The sequence below is a fragment of the Streptomyces rubellomurinus genome (assembly GCF_000961885.1).
Classification (GTDB): domain Bacteria; phylum Actinomycetota; class Actinomycetes; order Streptomycetales; family Streptomycetaceae; genus Kitasatospora; species Kitasatospora rubellomurina.
The window spans coordinates 1-406 of the sequence record NZ_JZKH01000341.1; the positions used below are offsets into that span (position 1 = coordinate 1).

1 protein-coding gene is annotated in these 406 nt (G+C 74.6%); it reads right to left on the minus strand.

Translation table 11 applies throughout. From position 1 onward, the window contains the following. Positions 1–406, minus strand: a 406-nt coding sequence (locus VM95_RS38110; protein ID WP_045706273.1) for an acyltransferase domain-containing protein, incomplete at both ends; no start/stop codon positions are given.

Genomic DNA, 406 nt, shown 5'->3' on the forward strand with positions numbered 1-406 from the left:
GTGCGAGGCGTAGTCCACCTTGACCTTGCGGGCCCGGACGCCGTCGCGCTCGCAGGCCTCGAACACCTCGTCCAGCGCGGCGACTTCACCCGCCACGACCACGGCGGCCGGGCCGTTCACGGCGGCCACCGAGAGCCGGCCCGCGTACGGCGCCAACAGCTCCTCGACGCGCTCCACCGGCAGCGCCACCGACATCATGCCGCCCAGGCCCGCGAGCTTCTCGCGCACCAACTGGCTGCGCACCGCCACGATCCGGGCCGCATCGCGCAGCGACAGGCCACCCGCGACGTACGCCGCCGCGATCTCACCCTGCGAGTGCCCGACGACCGCCGCGGGCTCGACCCCGTACGAGCGCCACAGCGCCGCCAGCGACACCATCACCGCGAACAGCGCCGGCTGGACCACG